The sequence below is a fragment of the Serratia proteamaculans genome (assembly GCF_013337185.1).
Taxonomy (GTDB): domain Bacteria; phylum Pseudomonadota; class Gammaproteobacteria; order Enterobacterales; family Enterobacteriaceae; genus Serratia; species Serratia proteamaculans_D.
The window spans coordinates 1,643,869-1,661,007 of the sequence record NZ_SWDE01000001.1 but is presented as its reverse complement, the minus strand read 5'-3'; the positions used below and the strand labels follow the sequence as shown (position 1 = coordinate 1,661,007).

Genomic DNA, 17,139 nt, shown 5'->3' with positions numbered 1-17,139 from the left:
ATGTTTTCTACCGTACTCATTGCCAACCGTGGCGAAATTGCCTGCCGCGCCATCCGCACCCTGAAACGCCTGGGGGTGACCAGCGTAGCGGTTTATTCCGACGCCGATCGCAATGCACCGCACGTCACCGAAGCCGATTTGGCGGTGGCGCTGGGCGGTGAAAAGGCCGGCGACAGCTACCTGTGTATCGACAAGATCCTGGCGGCGGCGGCAGAAACCGGTGCACAGGCGATCTATCCCGGTTACGGCTTCCTTTCCGAGAGCGCTGAGTTTGCCGATGCCTGCGAAGCAGCAGGCATCGCTTTTATCGGCCCGACGGCGGCACAAATTCGCGAGTTCGGCCTGAAACACCGGGCGCGTGAGCTGGCGGCACTGGCGCAGGTGCCGATGACGCCGGGTACCGGCCTGCTGGACAGCGTTGAACAGGCGGTCAACGCCGCCAGACAGATTGGCTACCCGGTGATGTTGAAAAGCACCGCCGGGGGTGGCGGTATCGGCCTGACGCGCTGCGATGACGAAGCCGCACTGCGCGATGCCTACGACAGCGTGAAACGGCTGGGTGAGCAGTTTTTCCGCGACTCTGGGGCCTTTATCGAGCGCTTTGTCGATCAGGCGCGTCATGTCGAAGTGCAGATCTTTGGCGACGGTCAGGGCTGGGTGGTGGCGCTCGGCGAGCGTGACTGCTCATTGCAACGTCGCAACCAAAAAGTGGTGGAAGAGACCCCGGCACCCAACCTGCCTGCGGCTACCCGTCAGGCGCTGCATCAGGCGGCGGTAGCACTGGGGGCGTCGGTTAATTATCGCAGCGCCGGTACCGTGGAATTTATCTACGACGACGCGCGCGACGAGTTTTATTTCCTCGAGGTCAATACTCGCCTGCAGGTGGAGCATCCTGTGACCGAGATGGTTACCGGGCTGGACTTGATCGAATGCATGTTGCAGGTGGCGGCGGGGGACGCGCTGGACTGGGCGGCGCTGCAACGCCCGCCGCAGGGAGCGTCGATTGAGGTGCGTATTTATGCCGAAGATCCGCTGAAGAACTTCCAGCCCAGCCCGGGCGTATTGACCGAGGTGCATTTCCCGGATGGGGTGCGGGTGGACGGTTGGGTCGCCACCGGCAGTGAAGTGTCGGCATTTTACGACCCGATGATCGCCAAGCTGATAGTCCACGGTGAGGATCGCCAACAGGCGCTGGAGAAAATGCGCCAGGCGCTGGATGCGACTCGGCTGCACGGCATCGCGACGAATCTCGATTACCTGCGGCAGGTGATTGCCACCACGGAGTTCCAGACCGGCAGCGTCTGGACCCGCATGCTGGACAGCTTCCACTTCCAACCCAGCAGTATCGAAGTGCTGCAACCGGGCACTTACAGCAGCGTGCAGGATTACCCGGGCCGTGTCGGTTATTGGGATATCGGCGTGCCGCCGTCCGGGCCGATGGACGACTTCGCTTTCCGGCTGGCCAACCGCATTGTCGGCAACCACCCCAGCGCCGCCGGGCTGGAGTTTACCCTGCAGGGGCCGACCCTGCGTTTTCATTGCGACGCCATTATTGCGTTAACCGGTGCGGACTGCCCGGCGGATTTGGATGGCGAAGCGCTGGCATATTGGCAACCGATAGCGGTTCGGGCTGGGCAGACACTGACGATGGGCCGCGCCCGGCACGGGTGCCGTAGCTATCTGGCGGTGCGAAACGGTTTTGATGTGCCGGTGTATCTGGGTAGCCGTTCGACCTTTGCCCTGGGGCAGTTTGGCGGTCACGCCGGGCGTACTCTGCGGGTGGCGGATATGCTGGCGGTGTCGCAACCGGCGTTGGCCGCTACCACCACGCCGGCACCGGTTGCCGCGCCGCAGGCAATGGATGAAAGCCTGATCCCAGAGTACGGCAACCTGTGGAACATCGGCGTGCTGTATGGGCCGCACGGCGCACCGGACTTCTTTACCCCGGAGTCGATCGACAGTTTCTTCGCCGCCGAATGGCAGGTGCATTACAACTCCAACCGGTTGGGTGTACGCCTGTCCGGGCCAAAGCCGGAGTGGGCACGGCAGGACGGCGGAGAGGCCGGGCTGCATCCGTCCAACGTACACGACTGTGAATACGCCATCGGTGCGATTAACTTCACCGGCGATTTCCCGGTGATCCTCACCCGCGACGGGCCGAGCCTGGGTGGCTTTGTCTGCCCGGTGACTATCGCCAGGGCCGAGCTGTGGAAGGTCGGTCAGGTGAAACCGGGCGATCGCATTCGCTTCCATCCGATCGGCTTCAAACAGGCGCAATCGCTGGAACAGGCGCAGCTTGGCAGCATCGAAGCGCTGGCGGCGGTGAAGGCCATCACCTTGCCGGCACCGGATCTGATGCCGGGTGCCACGGTGTCTGCCGCTATCCTGGCGGCACTGCCGGCGACCGACAGCCGCCCGGCGGTAGTCTATCGCCAGGCCGGTGACGGCTACATCTTGCTGGAGTATGGCGACAACGTGCTCGATCTGGCGCTGCGGTTACGCATTCATCTGCTGATGCAGTCGCTCAGGCAGGACGCGATCCCCGGCGTCGAAGAATTGGCACCCGGCGTGCGATCGCTGCAGATCCGCTACGACAGCCGCGTTCTGAGCCAGGCCGATTTATTGGCGCGCCTGCTGGCGCGTGAACAGGCGCTGGGCGATGTCAGCCAACTGAAGGTGCCGACGCGCACGGTTTACCTGCCGATGGCGTTTGAAGACTCCGCCACCCTGGGGGCGGTGGAACGCTATCAACAGACGGTGCGTTCGTCCGCACCCTGGTTGCCGAACAACGTCGATTTTATTCAACGTATCAACGGGCTCAGCACGCGTGAGCAGGTGCGCGACATCATCTTTGATGCCAGCTACCTGATCCTCGGGCTGGGCGATGTTTACCTCGGCGCACCCTGCGCGGTGCCGATTGACCCGCGTCACCGGCTACTCAGTTCCAAATATAACCCGGCCCGCACCCATACCGCAGAAGGCACGGTCGGCATCGGTGGCATGTACATGTGCATCTATGGCATGGACTCACCGGGGGGCTACCAGTTGGTCGGGCGCACATTACCTATCTGGAACAAATTCCTCAAGAACCCGCAGTTCAGCGCCGGTGAGCCCTGGCTGCTGCACTTCTTTGATCAGGTGCGTTTCTATCCGGTCAGCGAACAGGAGCTGGATGAGCAGCGCGAGGCGTTCCGCGAAGGGCGCGCGCAGGTCCGCATTGAGGACAGCGAGTTTGATTTTGCCCAATACAGTCGTTTCCTGGCGGACAACGCCGAAGACATCAGCGCCTTCCAGCAGCGCCAGCAGCAGGCGTTCAGCCATGAGGTGACGCGCTGGCAGGAAGAAGAGGGCGATGCAGAGGCCCAGTTGCTGCCGCCACAGGATGATGAAGAAGAGGTTGATGGCTATCTGGTCAGCGCCGACCTGAACGGCAGCGTGTGGAAAATTCTGGTGGAGCCGGGGCAGCAGGTCGAAGCCGGCCAGCCGTTGATCGTGGTCGAGGCAATGAAAATGGAGCTGGCGGTCACCGCGCCGCGCGCCGGGATCATCAAGCGCATCAGTTGTCAGCAGGGGCGGCCTGTCGGGCCGGGTGACGCCCTGCTGTGGCTGGAGCACGCCAGTTAACCCTGTTTAATTGTCTGGGCGCGGCAGGCTGCGCCCGCAGAGAGGAATGCGATGCAAATCACCAATAACCGCAGCAAGGCGCGGCCGGAGGGGCTGGCGGAGCGTATCTATCTGCAGCTTAAGGACGACATTTTTGATTTTCAACTGCTGCCGGGCGATCGCTTTAGCGAAAACGAAGTGGCGCTGCGCATGGACGTCAGCCGTACGCCGGTGCGTCAGGCACTGTTTTGGCTGGAGCGCGAGGGCTACGTCGAAGTGCATTTTCGCAGTGGTTGGCAGGTACGGCCGTTCGATTTTGCCTACTTCGAGGAGCTGTATGACCTGCGCATCGTACTGGAGTGTGAGGCGGTTAAACGGCTGTGCGCGCGGCCAATGGATGAAGTGCCGTTGCAACTGGAGGCGCTCGGCAGTTTCTGGATCGACGAGCCACGGCTGGAAGACGGCAAAACCGTCTCGCTGCACGACGAACAGTTCCATATGGCGCTGGTGGCGGCGGCGGGCAACGGTGAAATGGCACGCATTCATCGCGAGCTGACCGAGAAAATTCGCATTATTCGTCGGCTGGACTTTACCCAGGGCAGCCGGGTAGAGGCGACCTATAACGAACACGCCGCCATTTTGCGGGCGATCCTGCAACAGCAAACCGGGGAGGCGCAAACGCTACTCAGTAACCATATCGCCGTCAGTAAGGCTGAGGTCAGAAAAATAACCCTGCATATGTTGCATCAAGCGCGGCTTCAGCCACCAGACAGTCTCACGTGAGTTTTTCTGAACCTGTTTTCCAACACACATCAGGAGTTTGAAATATGCAACGTCGTCACTTTATAAAAGCTTTCGCGCTGTCCGCCACCATGATCGGCATGGGCATGGCCTGGGGCGTGCAGGCCGCCGATACCATCAAGGTCGGCATCCTGAGTTCACTGTCCGGCACCATGGCTATTTCTGAAACGCCGCTTAAAGACGTGGCGCTGATGACCATTGATGACATCAACGCCAAGGGTGGCGTATTGGGTAAAAAACTCGAGCCGGTGGTGGTGGACCCGGCCTCCAACTGGCCGCTGTTCGCCGAAAAGGCGCGTCAGTTGCTGAGCCAGGACAAGGTGGCGGCGGTGTTTGGCTGCTGGACTTCGGTATCGCGTAAATCCGTGTTGCCGGTGTTTGAAGAACTGAACGGCTTGCTGTTCTACCCGGTGCAGTACGAAGGGGAAGAGATGTCGCCCAATGTGTTCTATACCGGTGCGGCGCCTAATCAGCAGGCGATCCCGGCGGTGGAATACCTGCTGAGCGAAGACGGCGGATCGGCGAAACGCTTCTTCCTGCTGGGCACCGACTACGTTTACCCGCGTACCACCAACAAGATCTTGCGTGCTTTCCTGCACTCGAAAGGCATTCAGGATAAAGACATCGAAGAGGTCTATACGCCGTTTGGCTACAGCGACTACCAGACCATTGTCGCCAACATCAAGAAATTCTCCGCCGGTGGCAAAACGGCGGTGATCTCCACCATCAACGGTGACTCCAACGTGCCGTTCTACAAAGAGCTGGCCAATCAGGGCATCAAGGCCACCGATGTGCCGGTGATCGCCTTCTCGGTAGGAGAAGAAGAGCTGCGCGGCATCGACACCAAACCGCTGGTGGGTAACCTGGCGGCCTGGAACTACTTCGAATCGGTGGATAACCCGACCAACAAGCAGTTCGTCAGCGAATGGCGGGCCTATGCCAAGGCGCACAACCTGCCGAACTACGCCACCGCAGTGACCAATGACCCGATGGAAGCCACCTATGTCGGCATCCATATGTGGGCGCAGGCGGTCGAGAAGGCCGGTACCACGGACGTTGACAAGGTGCGCGCGGCGATGGCCGGGCAGACCTTTGCCGCACCGTCGGGCTTTACCCTAACCATGGATGCCACCAACCACCATCTGCACAAACCGGTGATGATTGGCGAAATTGAAGGCAACGGCCAGTTCAACGTGGTGTGGCAAACCGATGCTCCGGTACGCGCCCAGCCGTGGAGCCCGTACATTGCCGGCAACGACAAAAAGTCGGAAAGCCCGGTAAAAGGCGGTAAGTAACACCGCAATCCATGGGCCGGGCATGCCCGGCCCTTACAGAAGAGGCTGCCGATGCAACTCCCATTTTTCTTTCATTTCCGACGCTGGCTTTGGCTGCTGTGCTGCCTGCCCATGTTCGCGCAGGCGGGGCCGGCCGATGACTTTGCTGCGGCCAACCGTACGCAGCAGGCCAAATTATTGCAGGCGTGGGCGACTGCGCCGGATGCTACGCGCTTGCCGTTACTGCAGGCGTTAAAGCAGGAAAGCGTGGTGATCGACGAGGCCAAACATGCCTTTATCCAGCAGGGCGATCGTTACCAGCCGCTGGAAGGCAGTGCTGCCCCGGTCGGTACGCCAAAGAAGCTGTGGCTGAATAACCGGCTGCGGATCCTGATTGCCAACGCGCTGTCGGCCCACCGGCTGGTCAGTGAAGATCCGGCGCTGCGTTTACAGGCGGCGCAGGCCCTGCAGCAGGAGGCGCAAAACGATCAATTACCGCTGTTGACCCAACGCCTGGCGCAGGAAAAAGACAGCCGGGTGCATGAGGCGCTGAGCATCGCGCTGGCCAATCTGCAACTGACCGACGCCGATGCCAAAGTGCGCCTCAATGCGGTGCGGTTGCTCGGCAGTTCGGGGGCAGCGGAAACCCAGACGCGATTGCAGGCATTGACCGATGCCGCCCATGAACCGGACGCTGCCGTGCGCGCCGAAGCGCTGAAAAGCCTGGCCAGCGTCAAACACCGGCTGATGATTGGCGACCTGATTGGCCAGGCGTTTACCGGCCTGTCGCTCGGCTCGATCTTACTGTTGGCGGCGCTCGGACTGGCGATCACCTACGGCCTGCTGGGGGTGATCAACATGGCGCACGGCGAAATGCTGATGCTCGGTGCCTACTCGGCCTATCTGGTGCAGGGATTGTTTCAGCAGTTTGCGCCGCAGTGGCTGGCGTTGTATCCGCTGGTGGCGTTGCCGGTGGCGTTCACCATCACCGCCTGCATTGGCATGGCGCTGGAGCGCACGGTGATCCGCCATCTGTATGGGCGGCCGCTGGAAACCCTGCTGGCGACCTGGGGTATCAGTCTGGTGCTGATCCAATTGGTTCGGGTGTTATTTGGCGCGCAAAACGTGGAGGTCGCCAACCCGGCCTGGCTGTCAGGCGGCATTCAGTTACTGCCCAATCTGGTGCTGCCGTGGAACCGTATCGCGGTGATCCTGTTCGTAGTGCTGGTGTTGGTACTCACCTGGTTGCTGCTAAATAAAACCCGCCTGGGTATGAACGTGCGCGCCGTGACGCAAAACCGCGCTATGGCCGCCTGCTGCGGCGTCCCCACCGGCCGCGTCGATATGCTGGCGTTCGGCCTGGGTTCCGGCATTGCCGGGCTGGGCGGAGTGGCGCTGTCGCAGCTGGGCAACGTCGGGCCGGAGCTGGGTCAGGGTTATATCATCGACTCGTTCCTGGTGGTGGTGCTCGGTGGCGTCGGCCAGTTGGCCGGGACCGTGGTGGCGGCCTTTGGCCTCGGTATTCTCAATAAAATTCTTGAACCGCAGATAGGTGCTGTATTGGGCAAAATCCTGATCCTGGCGCTGATCGTGCTGTTTATTCAAAAACGTCCTCAGGGACTGTTCGCCTTCAAGGGCAGGGTGATCGACTGATGAGCCAACCATTGACTGTAACCGGCCTGCAGAAGGCGCCCCGGCTGGCGCTGGGCATCGGCGGGCTGGCGTTGCTTACGCTGCTGATCATGCCGTTTTTGGCGCTGCTGCCGGCAGAGCATCCGCTGGCGATCTCCACTTACACCCTGACGCTGGTGGGTAAAATCTTGTGTTATGCGGTGGTGGCGGTGGCGCTTGATCTGGTGTGGGGTTACGCCGGGCTGCTGTCGCTGGGGCATGGGCTGTTTTTCGCCCTTGGCGGCTATGCCATGGGCATGTATCTGATGCGCCAGGCGGCGGGCGATGGTCTGCCGGCATTTATGTCGTTTCTTTCGTGGAATGAATTGCCGTGGTTTTGGAGCGGTACCCAGTATTTCGCCTGGGCGCTGTGCCTGATTGTGCTGGTGCCCGGCGTGCTGGCCTTTATCTTCGGTTATTTCGCCTTCCGCTCAAAAATCAAAGGGGTGTATTTCTCCATCATGACCCAGGCGCTGACCTACGCCGGTATGCTGCTGTTTTTCCGTAACGAAACCGGCTTTGGCGGCAACAATGGCTTTACCGGATTTACGACCTTGCTGGGCTTCCCGATCACCGCCACCGGCACGCGGGTGGCGCTGTTCCTGACCACGGTACTGCTGCTGGCCGCCAGTCTGGCAATCGGCTTTGCGCTGGCACGCAGCAAATTCGGCCGGGTGCTGACGGCGGTGCGCGATGCGGAAAACCGCCTGACGTTCTGCGGCTACGATCCGAAGGGCTTCAAACTGTTTGTCTGGACGCTGTCGGCGGTGCTGTGCGGGCTGGCCGGGGCGCTGTATGTGCCGCAGGTAGGCATTATCAACCCCGGCGAAATGTCCCCGACCAACTCGATCGAAGCCGCCATTTGGGTGGCGCTCGGCGGACGCGGCACGCTGGTGGGGCCGCTGCTGGGGGCCGGTATCGTCAACGGTGCCAAAAGCTGGTTTACCATGGCCATTCCGGAATACTGGCAGTTCTTCCTCGGCCTGATGTTTATCATCGTCACGCTGTTCCTGCCGAAAGGGGTTATCGGCCTGCTGCGCAGAGGAAAATCACAATGAATTCGCTGCAAATGACCGAAGAGCTGTTCACCCAGCCGCTGCCGGCCGATAAATACCGCCAGCAAACCGATCCGGTACTGCTGCTCGACAAGATCAACGTCAGCTTTGACGGTTTTCGGGCGTTGAGCGATCTTTCGCTGCAGATCGGCGTGGGTGAACTGCGCTGTGTGATCGGCCCCAACGGCGCGGGGAAAACCACGCTGATGGATGTGATCACCGGTAAGACCCGGCCGGACAGCGGCAGGGTGTTTTACGATCAAACTGTCGATCTGACCGCGCTGGATCCGATGCAGATCGCCCAGGCCGGTATCGGTCGCAAGTTCCAAAAGCCGACGGTGTTTGAGGCGTTGACGGTGTTCGAAAATCTGGAGATCGCCCAGAAAACCCAGAAGTCGGTATGGGCCTGCCTGCGTGCCAAACTGAGCAGCGAACAGCGCGACCGCATTGATGAAATGCTGAAAACCCTGCGGCTGGGCCATGAACGCTATCGTCCCGCCGGGTTGCTGTCTCACGGGCAAAAACAGTTTCTCGAGATAGGCATGTTATTGGTGCAGGAACCGCATCTGCTGCTGCTCGATGAACCGGCGGCCGGCATGACAGATGCGGAAACCGAGTACACCGCCGAACTGTTCCGCTCGCTGGCGGGCAAGCATTCGCTGATGGTGGTGGAGCACGACATGGGGTTTGTCGAAACCATTGCCGACCACGTCACGGTGCTGCATCAGGGCCAGGTGCTGGCGGAAGGCTCATTGGCGCAGGTACAGGCCAACGAGCAGGTGATCGACGTGTATCTTGGGCGTTAGGAGTCGTTATGTTGCAAGTGAGTGAACTGAATCAATATTACGGCGGCAGTCACATTTTGCGCGGCCTGTCGTTTGAAGCTCATATCGGCGAAGTGACCTGCCTGCTGGGGCGCAACGGCGTGGGGAAAACCACGCTGTTGAAGTGCCTGATGGGGCTGATCCCAGCCAAGAGCGGTAGCATCAGTTGGCAGGGCGAAAGCCTCAACGGCAGAAAACCGCACCAGCGGGTACAGGCAGGCGTCGCCTATGTGCCGCAGGGGCGTGAGATCTTTGGCCGCCTGACGGTGGAAGAAAATCTGCTGATGGGGCTGGCACGTTTTTCCGGTAGCCAGGCGCGCAAGGTTCCGGATCAGATCTATGAACTGTTCCCGGTGCTGTTGCAGATGAAAGATCGACGCGGCGGCGATCTCTCCGGTGGCCAACAGCAACAGTTGGCGATTGGGCGTGCGCTGGCCTGCCGACCGCAGTTATTGATCCTGGATGAGCCGACGGAGGGGATCCAGCCTTCGGTGATCAAAGAGATCGGCGCGGTGATCAAACAGTTGGCGGCCCAGGGGGATATGGCCATCCTGCTGGTGGAGCAGTTTTATGATTTTGCCGCCGAGCTGGCGGACCGCTATCTGGTGATGTCGCGCGGCAGCATTGTCCAGCGCGGTGCCGGCAGCGCGATGGAGCAAGACGGCGTTCGTGGGCTGGTGGCGATTTAAGGTTCAAGGCTGGCAGTGAAAGGGCAATGATTCTCAGAACACTTTGTTGGGTGGAACGGTAGTCGCCGTTTAGCTATCCCGAGTTAAACTGCAGCAATACAAGGAACTCCGGGTTATACATCACCATAAATTAGGGATAATCATGACCGAAATCACTATGTCACGTCTGGGCTGCATCGTCCTGTCACTGTTCCCGGCTCTTTGGGGAATATTCAGCTTGCTGAACAATACCGCCGATTTTTCCGGGACTGCCCAACATGCCGTGGCCCCGTTGCTGGCCATGCAGGATACCTATCAGGTTCCTGGATTAATGTGGCGGGCTATCAGCGTTGAATGGGCCGGGCGGGTCGGGCTGGCGATGATCACTTTGCTGGAGTCTGTGGCCGGCATCACCGCTGCTTTTGGCGTGGTGCTGATGCTGAAACATCTGGGCCATTCTTACGCGGCTTTTGCCAGGGGAAAAGCCTGGGCCATGCTGGGCGCGCTCTGTGCGATCGCGGTGTGGGGCCTCGGCTTTATGGTAGTAGCAGGCGACTGGTTTATGGCCTGGCAGGCCAAGGATAATCCGCTGGCGGTGCAGCTGGGCGCGATGCTGTATATGGTGCCCAATACGCTGGCGCTGATATTTTTGATGCTGCAACGCGACGCTCGCTAACCGATAAAGCCGCAGGATTTTAATAAAACTGCGGCGAAATTCGCGAAAGTGTTGCCAAATGCTAACCTGCCGACGGGTGTCACATTTCGTTCATAATTTTGCCATAGCATAATGATCCTTAAATAAATTAATAATAAATCAACAGGTTAATTATTTTCGAGGGAATGCCTATGAGCGATAAACCGAATAAGGATCTGCCGTTACCGGCGGAGGAACAGCAGCCGAGCAACCCGGCACGTCGGCGTTTTCTGGCTGGCGCTACGGCGTTAGGGGTAGGTGCCTCCATTGCGCCGTTGGCCAGGGCCGCGGCTGAGGGTAACAAGAAAGTCTTGCTGAGCGCTGTGCCAGCCAGTGCACAAAACCCGCTGTTGCGGCGTCATGTGAAAAATGTGGTGGTGATCTACGCCGAAAATCGCAGCTTCAATAACCTGTTTGCCAATTTCCCTGGGGTAGAAAAACCGCTTTCGGCGCTCAAACCCGAGGAATACCAGCAGCGCGATCGCGACGGCAGTCTGCTGGACTCGCTGCCGCCGATCTGGAAAGGCCTGGTGCCAAAGGCACAGGAGGTTGGGCACGTTAACTATCAAATTGGTGAAGACGCGGTGTTCACCAATCAATTGCCCAATCAGCCGTTTGTGTTGACCGGGCCACAGGGCGAGAACCTGCCGCATGGCGTGGTCACCCGCGACCTATGGCATGTGTTCTACCAGAATCAAATGCAGATCAACGGCGGCAAAAACGACAAGTTTGTCGCCTGGGCCGACTCCGGTGCTTTGACCATGGGGTATTACGGTGACGGTGCTTACAACCTGCGGTTGTGGACGTTGGCGCAAGAATTTACGCTCTGCGATAACTTTTTCCAGGGGGCGTTTGGCGGTTCCTTCCTGAATCACCAGTATCTGATCTGCGCCCGCCCGCCGTTTTACCCCGAGGTACAAAACTCCATCGCCAAAGACGGCATTGCCCTGCTGGAAAGCGATGACGTGACGGACTCGCGCCTGAAGCCGTTGGGCGACTCGCCGGTTAGCGCCTCGTTCGGTATCCCGCTGTTTGGCAAGAGCCTGCTGACGCCGGATGGCTATGCGGTCAACACTATGGCACCACCGTACTGGCCGTCGTGGACTCAGGATGAGAAAGACCCGACGCTGGCGGACGCCACCATGCCCAACGTTATGCCACCACAGAAGCATCAGCATATTGGCGATTTACTGAGCCAGAAAGGGATCGACTGGGCGTGGTATGCCGGGGGTTGGCAGTACGCGCTAGACAACCGCAAGGATCAGGGCGATTTCCCTGGTGCGCCAGATTTTCAGTATCACCATCAACCGTTCAACTATTTCGAGAATCTCGGGCCGGGTAACCCGCAGGCGCGTGAGGCGCATTTGCGTGACGGCGGTATTGGCGATTCAACCGGTAGCAATAAATTTCTGGCCGCGGTCGAAGCGGGGACTTTACCGCCGGTGGCATTCTACAAACCGCAGGGCAACCTCAATATGCACGCCGGTTATTCCGATGTAGAGGCCGGCGATCGCCATATTGCCCATATCATCAACAGTCTGCGCAATGGCCCCCAGTGGGAAAATAGCGTGGTGGTGATTACCTTTGATGAGAACGGCGGCTGGTGGGATCATGTGGCCCCGCCTCAGGGCGATCGTTGGGGCCCTGGTTCGCGTATCCCGGCATTGGTGGTTTCATCTTTTGCCCGCAAAGGTTACGTCGATCATGAGGTGTACGATACCGGCTCGATCCTGCGATTAATCAGTCGGGTGTTTGATCTGCCACCGCTGGACGGGCTAACGGAGCGCGATAAAGCGATGGCGGCGCGCAGCCAAAAACCGCTAGGGGATCTGACCGGCGCGCTGGAGTTTCCGGGCTAGGGGTTACAGCGGCTTTGACATATACCAGATGCCGATGGAACCCTGGGCGCTGGTGTAGCAGGTTTCACCGCAAATACTCAGCCCCTGGCGTTGGTAAAAACGCTGGGCGCTGGTATTGCGCTGCAACACTTCCAGCCACAACGTTTTTTGCTTACGTTCGAGCGCCCGAAGCTGCACCTGTTCAAAAAAGTGCTGGCCGTAACCCCGGCCTGCATATTCCGGCAGGAAATAGATTTTCTGCAGTTCGGCACCGATTGTTTGAGTCGGTGCCAGCAGGCTGTTGAAATTCAGCCGCGCATAACCCACCAGGTTGTCGCCTTCATACCCCAATAGCCAGCAAACATCCGCGTCCTGCAGCGTCTTCTGTAGAGCTTCAACAGCAAAGTCTTGCGCCAGAAAAGCGTCCAACTCCTCTTTATGGTGCCAAAGTTTGCCAAAATGGGCCTGGTAGGTGCGCATACCCACATCACGAACCTGCGCTAAATCACCGCTCAAAGCCTGGCGGATACTGAACATAGGGACCTCTTGGAAATAATGAGAAACGGCGGACAAGCTGAAAGGGAAATGCCGCCACTGGTGAGAATTTAGACAACCCAGTGCATACGAGATATACTCAATATACGCAATATCTGCATGCCGGGGAAAGTATGACACTCAAACAGCAAACCCATCGTCGTCAGGGACATCGTACCGTTATGCAAATGCTTACTGCCGATCAGCTACAGCATCTTAAGCCAAGTAAGCATTCGGCGCGATTTTTGGTGATTGAAATTGATCCCGATGCTCATACCACCGATTCGGATCGCAACAATGACGCCGGCAATAGCGCACTGAGGAAAAAGCTTACCGACATGATCAATGATCCTGCAGTCGATCCCAATGCGGCGATTCAGATGCTGGAGATTGCCTGGGATATGGTCACCAAGTCTGCGACAGGGAAGATACCGGCGGCCCGAGTGGATGTCGATAGCGAAAAAGCTATGCCTGCCGCCAGTATCTTTGCCGGTTTTCCCGAGTTTCAGGCCAGCAATGAAGAAAGGAAGCAGGACCTTCGCCAGTACCTTCTGGCAGATGCCAACTGGCTGACATCTGCCGAACTCTCTGACCGGGCAGGTTTTAAAAATCGCAACCGTAGCGCAGGCCCAAACGGTTGGAAGCAACGCGGAAAGATTTTTGCGATCAACGTTGAGTGGCACGACCGCTATCCGGCCTACGCACTGGATGAGGCTTACCAGCCGCTAAAAATCCTCAAAGACATATTGACCGTTTTTGGTGACAGCACCAGTGCCTGGTCGATAGCGAGCTGGATGGGCACGGCCAATAGCTGGCTGGAGGGTAAAAAACCCAAAGATCTGATGAAGCAAGATCCTGCTGCGGTGTTACATGCCGCTCTTATACAAAAGGCGGGAGCGCAGCATGGATAAAATGGGCATTACCCTGCTGGAAGATGATTAATCTATCGATTGTGCCCATTACGTATTTTTGACCGCAGCAAGCCCTCAATCTGCAAGATGCTTCGGCGTTTCTCGCCGGAACCCCAGCCCGATAATCCGGCCAAATAAACGTGGCAGCCAACGGCTGTTGCCAACCCGAGCCATCAGACGGGATCCGCCGCTACCTTGACGTTTTTTCGGCCTGCGTTGGCTCATTTTAATTTGCAGGAACTGGGTGGCTTTGGTGGGAAAACTGCGGCGGCGTTGCACGCGCAGCAGGTGCTTGAGCTGCAAACACTGGCTACGCAGCGGAGGAATAATCACGTTGGCGGTGGCGACCGCGTCCTGAATCGCCAGATTCACCCCGACACCGCCAATCGGCGACATGGCGTGTGCGGCATCGCCAATGCACAGCACGCCCGGTTTGGCCCACTGATCCAGTCGATCGATACGAATGCTTAATAATTTCACCTGATCCCAACTTACGATATCCTGCAGGCGATGGTCCTGGAAGGGGGCGATCGTGGCGATCTGCAGCAAAAACTTCTCCAGCCCCTCCCGTTGGAGCGCCTCGAAGCTGCCCTTGTCGACTGAATAACCGCACTGCCAGTATTCACCCCGGTCGATCATAATGAAGTTTTGTTTTGGCCCGGTGTGTCCCATCGACCAGGCCGGATCGCCGGGTTTTTTAGCGATCTTCATCCACAATACGTCACGCGGTGAGCCGAAACAGCGGCTGCTGAGCATTGCCTGTTCGCGCACTACCGAGTTGCGTCCATCAGTACCTATCACCAATTGGCAGCGTACGCGAACAGGGCCTTCCGGCGTCTCTGCCAGCACTCCGCAGACCTGGCCACGATCGTATAGCAACTGGTGTACCTGCGCCGATTTTATCAGGGTGAATTCAGGAAAGACGGCGGCTTTTTCTGCCAGAAAGTTGAGAAACTCCCACTGCGGCATAAAGGCGATAAATTTGCAGCGCGTCGGCAGGTGGGTGAAGTCGGCAAGCGTAATGTCACGCCCGGCGATCTCGGCATGCAGCGTTTCTGCGCACTGGTGCGGCAGTGCCAGCAGTTCCTCCAGCAGGCCAAGCTGATGCATGATTTCCAACGTTGAAGGATGAATGGTGTCGCCGCGAAAGTCGCGCAGGAAATCGGCGTGCTTTTCCAGCACCATCACGTCTATGCCCGCCCTAGCCAGCAGATAGCCGAGCATCAGCCCGGCGGGGCCACCGCCAACAATGCAGCAAGTAGTGGCGTAAGGTGCGGTCGGTGACTGTGACATTGCGGGTGACTCCTGGGATCCGCATCCTGCAGATCCTGATTGAAACTCAATATTGATAATGATTATCAATATCAATATCAAGTCTGGCTGTCAACCCGCAGTGCTGTGTGGTCAAAGGGGGAGGACGTGGTAAAGCCGGCTGTTTGGCAAGCAGAGCAATGCTCCTGAAAGTTATTGACCGGCTGAGCATGACACGCCATCTTTGTTAGTAATATCGGCATTATTTTGACTGATGGTTCTTAAAAACGGGATGGTGGGTATGGGGCGAGTCACCTTTGATCTCGACGATTTGCGCAGCTACGTGACAGGTATTGAGCTGGGCAGTTTTGCAAAAGCGGCGGAACGGCTGGGGCGATCTACCTCGGCGGTCAGCGCGCATCTGAAAAAGCTGGAGCAGCAGGTTGGCAGCCCGATCCTGCGTAAGTCCGGACGCGGTATGGTAATGACCGAAGCCGGCGAAACACTGCTGGGCTATGCTCGCCGTTTGCTGGAGCTCAATGATGAGGCTGCCGTTGCGGTGCGCGGGCTGGACCTGCACGGCACTGTCAGGCTGGGTTTGCAGGAAGACTTTGGGGAAACCTTTTTACCGCAGGTCTTGGGCAGTTTTGCCCGAGCGCATCCGCGAGTGCGTATCGAAGCACGTATCGCCCGCAATACCGAACTGCTCGAGTGGGTGTTGAAAGGGCAACTGGATTTGTCACTGGCGTGGGACGGCGGTATCAGCACGCCGTTTTATCAGACATTGGGTCAGCGGCAGATGCACTGGATCGCCTCACCCCATTTTGAAATCGCGCCATGGAGCCAGGGAGATGAGCCGCTGCCGCTGGTGATGTTTGACGCCCCTTGTCTGATGCGCAGTGCCGCGACTCAGGCGCTGGATCGTGCCGGTATTACCTGGCGTATCGCCTTTACCAGTCGCAGCCTGAACGGCGTATGGGCTGCGGTCAGCGCCGGATTAGGGGTGACGGTGCGCACCGACGCCGGGCTGCCAGCGGGACTGTCCCTTTTGCCACCTGACGTGTTGCCGCCGCTAAATCAGCTAGGCGTGGTGCTGCACCGTGCCGAAGAAAACCCGTCAGCGGCGATCCAGCGTTTGGCGCAGATCGTCGCCGATAGGATCAACAGCTAGTCCTGCTCGATCGGCTGTTTGCCGCTTAACGCACCCCATTCGCTCCAGGCACCGTCATACAGTTTCACCTGCGGTGCGCCGAGTGACAGCAGGCCGAAAGCCAGCACCGCTGCCGTGACGCCGGAGCCGCAGCTGGTGATGATCGGCCCGTCGAGACTCACGCCCTTGTCGCCGAAGGTTTGCTTCAGTGCTGCCAGCGATTTGAAACGGCCGTTTTCCAGCAGTTCGCCGTAAGGAATATTGATACTGCCGGGAATATGACCGCGGTGCAGACCGGGACGCGGTTCTGGTGCTTCGGCGTAAAAACGCGGTGCGGCGCGCGCATCAAGGATTTGCACTTCGCTGTTCAGCGCCTGTTCCACCTGCTGCATATTGACTACCGCATCCGCATTAAAGTGGGCGTTGAAGGTTTGCGGCGTGCGCTGAGCCGCACCGGTAGCCAGCGGTTGGCCCAGTGCTGTCCAGCCGTTCAGACCTTCGTCCAGCACATAAACCTGCTGAGCGCCAAAGTTGCGGAAGGTCCACCAACCGCGCGGGGCCGAGAACTGATTGCCTTCGTCATAAAACACGATGGTCTGTTGTTCGCTGATGCCCAATTTCCCCACTGCCGCGCTGAATTCCTCTGCTGTCGGCAGCATATGCGGCAATGTGGTGTTTTTATCCGCGACGTCATCGATGTCAAAATACACCGCGCCGGGGATATGGCCGCGTTCAAATTCGGCGAGCATGTCTTTTTTCGGCACCAGGCCGACCGGGGACATCCTGACATCAACCACTACCAGGTTTTCATCGTTGATATGCTGCGCAAGCCATTGCGGAGTAACCAGAAACGGAGAGTTCATCG

14 protein-coding genes are annotated in these 17,139 nt (G+C 58.7%); 11 read left to right on the top strand and 3 right to left on the bottom strand.

The window, feature by feature from the left end; all coding sequences use genetic code 11:
- The 9 genes from uca to acpA all read left to right on the top strand — a co-directional run bounded on the left by uca (nucleotide 1) and on the right by acpA (nucleotide 12,449).
- On the top strand, nucleotides 1-3,624 hold the full coding sequence (uca, locus tag FCL49_RS07725; protein ID WP_174353065.1) for an urea carboxylase: 3,624 nt from the start codon (nucleotides 1-3) through the stop codon (nucleotides 3,622-3,624).
- A 51-nt stretch (nucleotides 3,625-3,675) separates the two neighbouring features.
- Nucleotides 3,676-4,386: a GntR family transcriptional regulator gene (locus FCL49_RS07720; RefSeq protein WP_174353064.1), complete on the top strand. Its 711-nt coding sequence runs from the start codon at nucleotides 3,676-3,678 to the stop codon at nucleotides 4,384-4,386.
- 44 nt (nucleotides 4,387-4,430) lie between these two features.
- Nucleotides 4,431-5,699: an urea ABC transporter substrate-binding protein gene (gene urtA, locus FCL49_RS07715; protein WP_174353063.1), complete on the top strand. Its 1,269-nt coding sequence runs from the start codon at nucleotides 4,431-4,433 to the stop codon at nucleotides 5,697-5,699.
- A gap of 51 nt (nucleotides 5,700-5,750) precedes the next feature.
- A complete protein-coding gene (urtB, locus tag FCL49_RS07710; protein WP_174353062.1) occupies nucleotides 5,751-7,331 on the top strand; it encodes an urea ABC transporter permease subunit UrtB in 1,581 nt (526 codons plus the stop codon).
- Nucleotides 7,331-8,407, top strand: coding sequence for an urea ABC transporter permease subunit UrtC (gene urtC, locus FCL49_RS07705; protein WP_174353061.1), 1,077 nt, complete (start codon nucleotides 7,331-7,333; stop codon nucleotides 8,405-8,407). The genes urtB and urtC overlap by 1 nt, the downstream gene beginning before the upstream one ends.
- On the top strand, nucleotides 8,404-9,210 hold the full coding sequence (gene urtD, locus FCL49_RS07700) for an urea ABC transporter ATP-binding protein UrtD (RefSeq protein ID WP_174353060.1): 807 nt from the start codon (nucleotides 8,404-8,406) through the stop codon (nucleotides 9,208-9,210). The genes urtC and urtD overlap by 4 nt, the downstream gene beginning before the upstream one ends.
- Before the next feature lie 8 nt (nucleotides 9,211-9,218).
- Nucleotides 9,219-9,917 (top strand): urea ABC transporter ATP-binding subunit UrtE, encoded by a 699-nt coding sequence (gene urtE, locus FCL49_RS07695; RefSeq protein WP_174353059.1) that lies wholly within the window; start codon nucleotides 9,219-9,221, stop codon nucleotides 9,915-9,917.
- Between the two features lie 142 nt (nucleotides 9,918-10,059).
- Nucleotides 10,060-10,572: a DUF2165 family protein gene (locus tag FCL49_RS07690; RefSeq protein WP_174353058.1), complete on the top strand. Its 513-nt coding sequence runs from the start codon at nucleotides 10,060-10,062 to the stop codon at nucleotides 10,570-10,572.
- Between the two features lie 170 nt (nucleotides 10,573-10,742).
- Complete coding sequence (gene acpA / locus FCL49_RS07685; RefSeq protein ID WP_174353057.1) at nucleotides 10,743-12,449, top strand: acid phosphatase; 1,707 nt, start codon at nucleotides 10,743-10,745, stop codon at nucleotides 12,447-12,449.
- Between the two features lie 3 nt (nucleotides 12,450-12,452).
- On the opposite strand, the gene FCL49_RS07680 is transcribed toward acpA, so the two are convergent.
- Nucleotides 12,453-12,965 carry a GNAT family N-acetyltransferase gene (locus FCL49_RS07680; protein WP_174353056.1) on the bottom strand — a complete coding sequence of 171 codons (513 nt, stop codon included), beginning with the start codon at nucleotides 12,963-12,965 and terminating at the stop codon, nucleotides 12,453-12,455.
- 131 nt (nucleotides 12,966-13,096) lie between these two features.
- On the opposite strand from FCL49_RS07680, the gene FCL49_RS24665 reads away from it, so the two are divergent.
- On the top strand, nucleotides 13,097-13,873 hold the full coding sequence (locus tag FCL49_RS24665) for an MbcA/ParS/Xre antitoxin family protein (RefSeq protein WP_254611007.1): 777 nt from the start codon (nucleotides 13,097-13,099) through the stop codon (nucleotides 13,871-13,873).
- A gap of 75 nt (nucleotides 13,874-13,948) precedes the next feature.
- On the opposite strand, the gene FCL49_RS07670 is transcribed toward FCL49_RS24665, so the two are convergent.
- Entirely contained in the window at nucleotides 13,949-15,166 is a 1,218-nt protein-coding gene (locus FCL49_RS07670; RefSeq protein ID WP_174353055.1) for an FAD-dependent oxidoreductase, read from the bottom strand.
- A gap of 259 nt (nucleotides 15,167-15,425) precedes the next feature.
- Between FCL49_RS07670 and FCL49_RS07665 the strand changes: the two genes are divergently transcribed.
- Nucleotides 15,426-16,295: a LysR substrate-binding domain-containing protein gene (locus FCL49_RS07665; protein ID WP_174353490.1), complete on the top strand. Its 870-nt coding sequence runs from the start codon at nucleotides 15,426-15,428 to the stop codon at nucleotides 16,293-16,295.
- On the opposite strand, the gene sseA is transcribed toward FCL49_RS07665, so the two are convergent.
- The gene (gene sseA / locus FCL49_RS07660; protein ID WP_174353054.1) at nucleotides 16,292-17,137 is read right to left on the bottom strand and encodes a 3-mercaptopyruvate sulfurtransferase; all 846 of its coding nucleotides are present in this window, start codon (nucleotides 17,135-17,137) and stop codon (nucleotides 16,292-16,294) included. The two genes, FCL49_RS07665 and sseA, sit on opposite strands and share 4 nt — an antisense overlap.
- Nucleotides 17,138-17,139 lie beyond the last annotated feature (2 nt).

Coding starts and splice junctions, on each gene's coding strand:
- FCL49_RS07665 (WP_174353490.1), top strand. CDS start 15,426: ATGGGGCGAGTCACCTTTGATCTCGACGATTTGCGCAGCTACGTGACA.
- FCL49_RS07720 (WP_174353064.1), top strand. CDS start 3,676: ATGCAAATCACCAATAACCGCAGCAAGGCGCGGCCGGAGGGGCTGGCG.
- acpA (WP_174353057.1), top strand. CDS start 10,743: ATGAGCGATAAACCGAATAAGGATCTGCCGTTACCGGCGGAGGAACAG.
- urtB (WP_174353062.1), top strand. CDS start 5,751: ATGCAACTCCCATTTTTCTTTCATTTCCGACGCTGGCTTTGGCTGCTG.
- FCL49_RS07690 (WP_174353058.1), top strand. CDS start 10,060: ATGACCGAAATCACTATGTCACGTCTGGGCTGCATCGTCCTGTCACTG.
- urtD (WP_174353060.1), top strand. CDS start 8,404: ATGAATTCGCTGCAAATGACCGAAGAGCTGTTCACCCAGCCGCTGCCG.
- sseA (WP_174353054.1), bottom strand. CDS start 17,137: ATGAACTCTCCGTTTCTGGTTACTCCGCAATGGCTTGCGCAGCATATC.
- uca (WP_174353065.1), top strand. CDS start 1: ATGTTTTCTACCGTACTCATTGCCAACCGTGGCGAAATTGCCTGCCGC.
- urtE (WP_174353059.1), top strand. CDS start 9,219: ATGTTGCAAGTGAGTGAACTGAATCAATATTACGGCGGCAGTCACATT.
- urtA (WP_174353063.1), top strand. CDS start 4,431: ATGCAACGTCGTCACTTTATAAAAGCTTTCGCGCTGTCCGCCACCATG.
- FCL49_RS24665 (WP_254611007.1), top strand. CDS start 13,097: ATGACACTCAAACAGCAAACCCATCGTCGTCAGGGACATCGTACCGTT.
- urtC (WP_174353061.1), top strand. CDS start 7,331: ATGAGCCAACCATTGACTGTAACCGGCCTGCAGAAGGCGCCCCGGCTG.
- FCL49_RS07670 (WP_174353055.1), bottom strand. CDS start 15,166: ATGTCACAGTCACCGACCGCACCTTACGCCACTACTTGCTGCATTGTT.
- FCL49_RS07680 (WP_174353056.1), bottom strand. CDS start 12,965: ATGTTCAGTATCCGCCAGGCTTTGAGCGGTGATTTAGCGCAGGTTCGT.